5 protein-coding genes are annotated in these 6,925 nt (G+C 75.3%); 3 read left to right on the top strand and 2 right to left on the bottom strand.

Going from position 1 to position 6,925, the window contains the following annotated elements:
- The coding region (locus EAO77_RS32450) for a TerD family protein (protein ID WP_261994242.1) at positions 1-550 on the bottom strand (550 nt) is incomplete at its 3' end.
- Positions 551-815: 265 nt separating this feature from the next.
- Here EAO77_RS32450 and EAO77_RS32445 point away from each other — a divergent pair.
- The 3 genes from EAO77_RS32445 (at position 816) to EAO77_RS32435 (ending at position 4,787) form a co-directional block, all read left to right on the top strand.
- Positions 816-1,259 (top strand): DUF6643 family protein, encoded by a 444-nt coding sequence (locus tag EAO77_RS32445; RefSeq protein ID WP_147991910.1) that lies wholly within the window; start codon positions 816-818, stop codon positions 1,257-1,259.
- A gap of 375 nt (positions 1,260-1,634) precedes the next feature.
- Positions 1,635-2,237, top strand: a complete 603-nt coding sequence (locus EAO77_RS32440) for a hypothetical protein (RefSeq protein WP_147991909.1) — start codon at positions 1,635-1,637, stop codon at positions 2,235-2,237.
- 129 nt (positions 2,238-2,366) lie between these two features.
- Entirely contained in the window at positions 2,367-4,787 is a 2,421-nt protein-coding gene (locus tag EAO77_RS32435) for a right-handed parallel beta-helix repeat-containing protein (protein WP_147991908.1), read from the top strand.
- On the opposite strand, the gene EAO77_RS32430 is transcribed toward EAO77_RS32435, so the two are convergent.
- Positions 4,757-6,925: hypothetical protein (locus tag EAO77_RS32430; RefSeq protein ID WP_261994241.1), on the bottom strand; the 2,169-nt coding region annotated here is incomplete at its 5' end. The two genes, EAO77_RS32435 and EAO77_RS32430, sit on opposite strands and share 31 nt — an antisense overlap.

Raw genomic sequence — 6,925 nt, 5'->3', positions numbered from 1 at the left:
GGGGCACGGCGGCGGCCGGCGCGGGCGTGGCCTGCTGGGGCTCGTCGACGGTGATGCCGAAGTCGGTGGCGAGGCCCTCGAGTCCGCTGCCGTAGCCCTGCCCGACGGCACGGAACTTCCAGGCGCCCTGACGGCGGTAGAGCTCGCCGAGGACGAACGCCGTCTCGACGGAGGCGTCCTGGCTGTCGTAGCGCGCAAGCTCGGCGCCGTTCGCGGCGTCGAGGACCCGGATGTGGAGACCGGGTACCTGTCCGAAGGTGCCGCCGTCGGCCGAGGCGGCCAGCACGATGCGCTCGATCGCGCCCTCGACCCGGGAGAGGTCGACGGAGACCGTGTCGGTGCCGGAGCCCTTGCCCTCGTGCCGTACGGCGCCCGAGGCGTGCGCGGGCTGGTTGTAGAAGACGAAGTCCGCGTCGGAGCGGACCTTGCCGTCGGCGAGCAGCAGCGCCGACGCGTCGATGTCGGGCACGCCCGGTCCCGGACGCCAGCCCAGTTCGACCCGGACCCGCTGTGCCGGTACCGGTGTATTGGCTCCCTTAAGCATCGTCATGCTCGCCCCCATCGCGGGTCCGTGCCCCCGGGCTCGGCACGCCCGGAAGTCCCTTCGTCGTCACACTGTTCCGCATACGTCCCCCTCATCGGGCCGACCCATCGGTAACCGTCTCTCAGCTTGCCCTTTACACGATCATGAGACGTCACGGCGACCGTTTTTCCCTGATTCGCTCGAATTGGGGATCCACGGTCACTCAGAGCTGCTGAAACAACCCTCTTATCGGGCTCCCCAACCAGCACATCGTGGGCTTAACTTATGTGCCATGACCTCCCCCCGCGCCACCTATGGCGGCGGTTACTACTCCGCGCCGTCGTTCCCCGACACCCCGATCTACGACTCCCTGGTCGCGGAGCGGGGCACGCCTCAGATCGCCCCGATCCGAGTGCCCTCCGCGTACGACACCGGCAACGGCTACCTGCCGGCGCTCCCCGCGGCCCTGYCCGCCCTCCCGGCAGCTCCCTCTCCTTCGACACCCGCTTACGGCTACCCGCAGCCGATGCAGCAGCCCGTGCCGCTGCAGCAGGCTCCGGCACCGTACATCCCGCAGCAGGCCGCACCCCGCGGTTACCCGGGCACCCCGTACCAGGGGCACCAGCAGCCCCGTCCGGCCGCCGGCGGCTACGAGGCCATGCGCCCCGCGGCCCGCCCGGCCCCGGCGCAGTACGAGGACCCCTACAACCGGCCCTACCAGGGCCGGGGATACTGACCCGCTCCTCCGCACGGCCCGCCCCGGCAGATTCCTGACGGGCCGTCACGGACCTTCGCGGGCGCGGCACGGCGGCCCGGTGCCGGAGCACACCGGCCGCTCCGGGCCTCGCCGCACGGTCGGCACACCGTCACTCCCGGTGACCTTCTCGGCACGTACCCCSGCGCSGGGGTACGGCCGCACGCCCCGCCGGGGCGGTCGGCCGGGGGCGACGGCACCACCCGCCTCGCTCCGGGCCGCCTCGCTCCGTCCCGCCCCGGACGGCACCGCCCCGCATCCCCGCACTCCTTCCCGCATCCCGGCACTCCTTCCCGCAGCGGCGGGAACCGCACACGCCCGCGCGCGCGTTGGAGTACCCGGAGGGGGTGACGCGTCGTGCGAGCAGCTGCCGGGGTCTGGCGCTGGCGCCGCAATCCGCTGTGCCGTCCCACGGATCTGGCGGAGGCGTGGCTCGCCCTCGTCGCCGCGCTGCTGCTCGTCACCGCGGCCCCCGCGGTCGGCTGGGTCACCGGCACGCTGACGGACGACGCGCTCCGGCAGTCCGTCCGGGCCCAGCGCCAGCAGCGCCATCCGGTCACGGCACAGGTCACCGGGCCGGCCACCGCGCGGCCCGCCGTGCCCGGCGCGGAGTCGGCCGCCGCCGAGGAGCGCCGCCTGGTCCACGCGACATGGACGTCCCCCGACGGGCGGGTGCGCGCCGGGACGGTGACCACCTCGCTGCGGTCACCGCACCCCGGCGACACGTTCACCGTGTGGACGGACGCGGCGGGCAACCGGGTGCCCCGTCCCATGGATCCGGCCGCGGCACGGGTGCACGCCGTGCTCGCGGGCGCCGGCGCCTGGGCGGTGTCCGCGCTGCTCGTGGAGTGCACCGGACGGATGATCCTGTGGCGGCTCCGGCGCCGCCGGTTCGCCCGCCTGGACCGGGCCTGGGCCGCCGTCGGCCCCGACTGGGGCAGGACCGGCGCCGGAAGCTGACCTGCCGGATGCCGTCAACTCCCGCCCGCCGCGCGCGCTACGGTGGGGCGATCCCCTTCGGGGGTGCGGAGGGCGTCCTCGCGCAGGCGCCGCGGTGCACGGATCACGAGGTGGGGGCAGAGCAGCACGATGGCACAGGGCACGGTCCAGGTGACGCACACCGGCACATCGCGGTGGCGGCGCCGCACGGGCGAGTACGCCTCCCTCGCCGCCGCCCTGGAGGCCGCCGCCGACGGCGACGTCCTCACCGTCGCCCCGGGGACGTACCGCGAGAATCTGGTGCTGACCCGCGCCGTGACGCTGCGCGGCGCCGAGGGCTCCGCCGGGTCGGTGCGGATCGCGCCCGCCGACGGGGTGCCGATCACCGTGCGCGCCTCGGCCACGGTGCTGGACCTGCACGTGGAGGGCCAGGACTCGGCCGCCCCGGCACTGCTGGTCGAGGACGGCACACCGGACCTCGCCGACCTGAGGATCGTCACCCGCTCGGCGGCCGGGATCGAGGTGCGCGGCGCCGCCCGTCCCACGGTGCGCCGCTGCACCGTCGACAACCCGGCGGGCGTCGGGATCGCCGTGCTGGACGGCGCGGGCGGGGTCTTCGAGGAGTGCGAGGTCGTGTCGGCCGGCCAGTCGGGTGTGTCGGTGCGCGGCGGGGCGCATCCGCGCCTGGAGCGCTGCCGGGTGCACCACGCCTCGGGCGCCGGTCTCTCGGTGACCGGCGAGGGCAGCGGCCTGGAGGCCATCGGCTGCGAGATCTACGAGATCAAGGGCGCGGGGGTGCAGATCACCTCGCGTGCCGCGGCCCATCTGACGGACTCCACGGTGCACCGCACCTCGTCCGACGGTGTCACCCTCGACACGGACGCCGTGCTGACGCTCTCGGACTGCGACATCCACGACATCCCGGAGAACGCGGTCGACCTGCGTTCCCGTTCGGTGCTCACCCTCACCCGTTCCACCGTGCGCCGCTTCGGCCGCAACGGCCTGTCGGTGTGGGACCCGGGCACCCGGGTGGACGCCAACCAGTGCGAGATCCACGACAGCACCGGCGACTACCCGGCGGTCTGGGTCAGCGACGGCGCGACGGCCGTGCTGGACGCCTGCCGGGTGCACGACGTGCCGGACGCCCTGTTCGTCCTCGACCGCGGTTCCCGCGCCGACGTCGTCGACAGCGATCTCTCCCAGGTCCGCAACACCGCCGTCTCGGTGAGCGACGGCGCGACCGCCCAGCTGGACGACTGCCGCATCCGGGACGTGTCCACCGGCGCCTGGTTCCGCGACCACGGCAGTGGCGGCACCCTGGCCAACTGCACCGTGGACGGCGCCCAGACGGGCGTGATCGTCACCAAGGGCGCCGACCCGCTGATCGAGCGCTGCACGGTCAGCGGCCCGGCCGAGGCGGGCTTCTACGTGTCGGCCGAGGGCCGGGGCACGTTCCGCGGCTGCCGGGTCACGGGCAGCGGCGGCTACGGCTTCCATGTGATGGACGGCTGCCGCACCACGCTGAACCGCTGCCGCACCGAGCGCTGCGCGCGCGGCGGTTACGAGTTCGGCGAGGACGACGGCCCGCTCGTGGAGGACTGCACGAGCGACGAGAGCGGCACGCTGCGGCCCGGCGCCGATCGGGCGCCCGCCGTACAGAGCGTCCCGGCCTCCCCCGGCCTGCTCACGGCCGTCCCGCTGCAGAGCCCCTCCGCTCCCGCGACGCCCGCCGCGGCTCCCGTGCCGGCCGCGGCCCCGGCCCGCGGTCCGGACGCCGTGCTCGGCGAACTGGACGCGCTGGTGGGCCTGGAGAGCGTCAAGCGCGAGGTCCGGACCCTGACGAACATGATCGAGGTGGGCCGGCGGCGGCAGGAGGCCGGGCTCAAGGCGGCCTCCGTGCGCCGCCACTTGGTCTTCACCGGCTCCCCCGGCACCGGCAAGACGACGGTGGCCCGGCTGTACGGCGAGATCCTCGCCGCACTCGGGGTGCTGGAGCGGGGCCACCTCGTCGAGGTCTCCCGGGTGGACCTGGTGGGCGAGCACATCGGCTCCACGGCGATCCGCACGCAGGAGGCGTTCGAACGGGCCCGCGGCGGAGTGCTGTTCATCGACGAGGCGTACGCCCTGTCCCCGGAGGACTCCGGCCGGGACTTCGGCAAGGAGGCCATCGACACGCTGGTGAAGCTGATGGAGGACCACCGCGACTCCGTCGTGGTGATCGTCGCCGGGTACACGGCCGAGATGGAGCGGTTCCTCACCGTCAACCCCGGTGTGGCCTCGCGCTTCTCACGGACCATCACCTTTCAGGACTACGAGGCGGAGGAGCTGCTGCGGATCGTCGCCCAGCAGGCGGACGAGCACGAGTACCGGCTCTCCGAGGGCACGGCGGAGGCGCTGCTGAAGTACTTCACGGCGCTGCCCAAGGGGCCCGCCTTCGGCAACGGCCGTACCGCGCGCCAGACGTTCGAGTCGATGGTGGAACGGCACGCGGTACGGGTGGCGGCGCTGCCGGAGATGAACACCGACGACCTGACGCTGCTCTACTCCGAGGATCTGCCCGAGCTTCCCTGAACGTCCGGCCGCTGGACGTCCGGCCGCACCTGACGGGGCACCGCCGGCGCGAGCCGGGCGAGCAGTTGGGCGCGCTCCTCGGCGAAGGCCGGATCCGCCTGGTAGTCGGAGTGCCCGAGGATCGGCTCGGGCAGCGGATGACGGGCCGAACGGCCGTACACCACCGGGTCCTTGAGGGCCGCCCGGTCGACGTCGGGATGGCGGCCCTCGCCCGGGATCATCAGCGGTCCGCCGATCGGATCGGTCTGGCGCCACAGATTGCGCCAGCAGTCGATGTCGCCGCGCAGGTCCCGCAGCGCGGCCGCCCCGAAGTACGCCGGGAACCAGCGCCCGTAGAGGCGTTCCAGCGGCGAGCCGTAGGTCAGCAGCGCCACCCGGCGGCGGGTGGCGGCCGGCAGCTGCCAGACGGCGGACGCGGCCAGCACGCTGCCCTGCGAGTGACCGGAGATCACGAGCCGGCCCCCGGTGCGGGCGGTCCAGGTGCAGATGCGCCAGGTGAGGTCGGGCACGGCGCGCTCGGCGTAGCAGGGCGGGGCGAACGGGTGGGCGGCGCGCGGCCAGAAGGTGCCGACGTCCCACAGGATCCCGATGGTGCGCCGTGCGGAGGCGTCCCGGTAGGCACGGCGCCCCATGGTGACGAAGAGCAGGAAACCGAACCCGACGAGCCAGGAGCCGAGCGCCTGCGCGGTGTCCGCGAAGGACTCCACCAGGGGCCCGGCACCGGCGAACGCCCGGCCCGGCACCTGCCCGCTGATCCAGGCGCCGGCGACGGCACCGGCGCCGAGCAGCAGGGTGGCGCCGGAGAGCACGCCGACGAGGACCGGGGCGGCGTCCGTGAGCCGGGCGCGGGCGCGGGTGCCGGCGATGCGCCGGGTGCGCACCTCGTCGGGCCGGTCCTCCCCGTACTCGCCCTCGACGGTGGGGGCGAGGCGGCGCGCGGCGCGGCAGGTCCGTGCCACGAGGAGGACGGCGGGCAGCAGCAGGAGGACGAGCAGCACGGGGATGACGGACGCCTGCCAGCTGAGCAGGACGGGCGGTCCCGCGATGGTGGCGTGCCCGCCCATGCCGGGCGTGCCGGGACCGTCGAGCCAGTCGCCCACCCGCTGGGCGACCCCGCCGGTCATCACGCCGCCGAGTGCACAGGCGAGCATCGCGACGGCGGGCCCGCCGAGCCCCCGCAGCGCGGCGCGCGGATGGCGGGCGCGCCGGTGCAGCGCCGCGGCCACCACGGCGAGCGCGACGACCAGGGCGCCCTGCGCGAGGGTGATCGCCCGGAAGGCGGCGGCCTCGCCGGGAAGGGTGGCCGCCGAGACCCAGCCGGGCCTGGACCAGGAGGCGTGCAGCAGGCCCAGCGCCAGCAGGCCGAGTGCGGCACCGGGCAGCAGGCGCACGGCGACGCGGTCGGCGCGCGCGTCGGCGCGCCGCTCGCTGCGACCCCTGCGCAGGACGACCCACACCACGGCGCACGCGGCGAGGGCGAGCGCCGCCTCCAGCGCCGTGCCGAGGACCGTGAGCAGGGTGTGCCCGGCCTCGCGGTCGTGCCGGACCGCGGGGACGGTGACCGCTGCGGCCACGGTGAGGAAGCCGGCCGCGGTGTGCGCGGCGCGCAGCCGGGCGACGAGCCGGCGCCCGTACCAGAAGCCGGGCCTGCCGAGCGCGGGGCGCACGGCGTCCCGGGGGTCCGGCTCGTCGCCGCACCCGGCGGGGAGCGCCGCGGCGTCGGGGGCGGACCGGGTGGCGGGCAGCAGGCGGGTGCCCGGCTCCTCGTCGAGGTCGTCGTCGGCGTCGTCCGGGGGGAAACCCTCCTCGCCGGTCGGGGGCCGCTGCGACTCGTAGGCGCTCCAGGTCCGGTTGGAGAGGTACCAGAGCAGCGTGACGAGTGCCACGGGCACCGCCGCCGCGAGGGCGAGACGGCGCCCCGGCTGCGACCACCAGCCGCCCCGGTCGGCCGAGAGGAAGCCGAGCCAGGCCCGCTCCCCCGCGCACGCGGCGGAGCCGGCGCATTGCCAGGCGACCAGGTCGAGGGCGACCGCGCAGGCCGCGGCGGTGAGCAGCACGGTGAGGCTGAGCGCGACCAGCCTCACCAGCAGTCCGTAGAGGCGGGTGGTGCGCCGGCTGCCGCGGGCGCGCGGGCGGGC

Source organism: Streptomyces sp. T39 (assembly GCF_008042045.1).
Lineage (GTDB): Bacteria > Actinomycetota > Actinomycetes > Streptomycetales > Streptomycetaceae > Streptomyces.
This window is presented reverse-complemented; position numbering and strand designations above follow the sequence as displayed.

Excerpts from the sequence above, each read along its gene's own strand:
- EAO77_RS32435 (WP_147991908.1), top strand. The coding sequence starts at position 2,367 with ATGGCACAGGGCACGGTCCAGGTGACGCACACCGGCACATCGCGGTGG.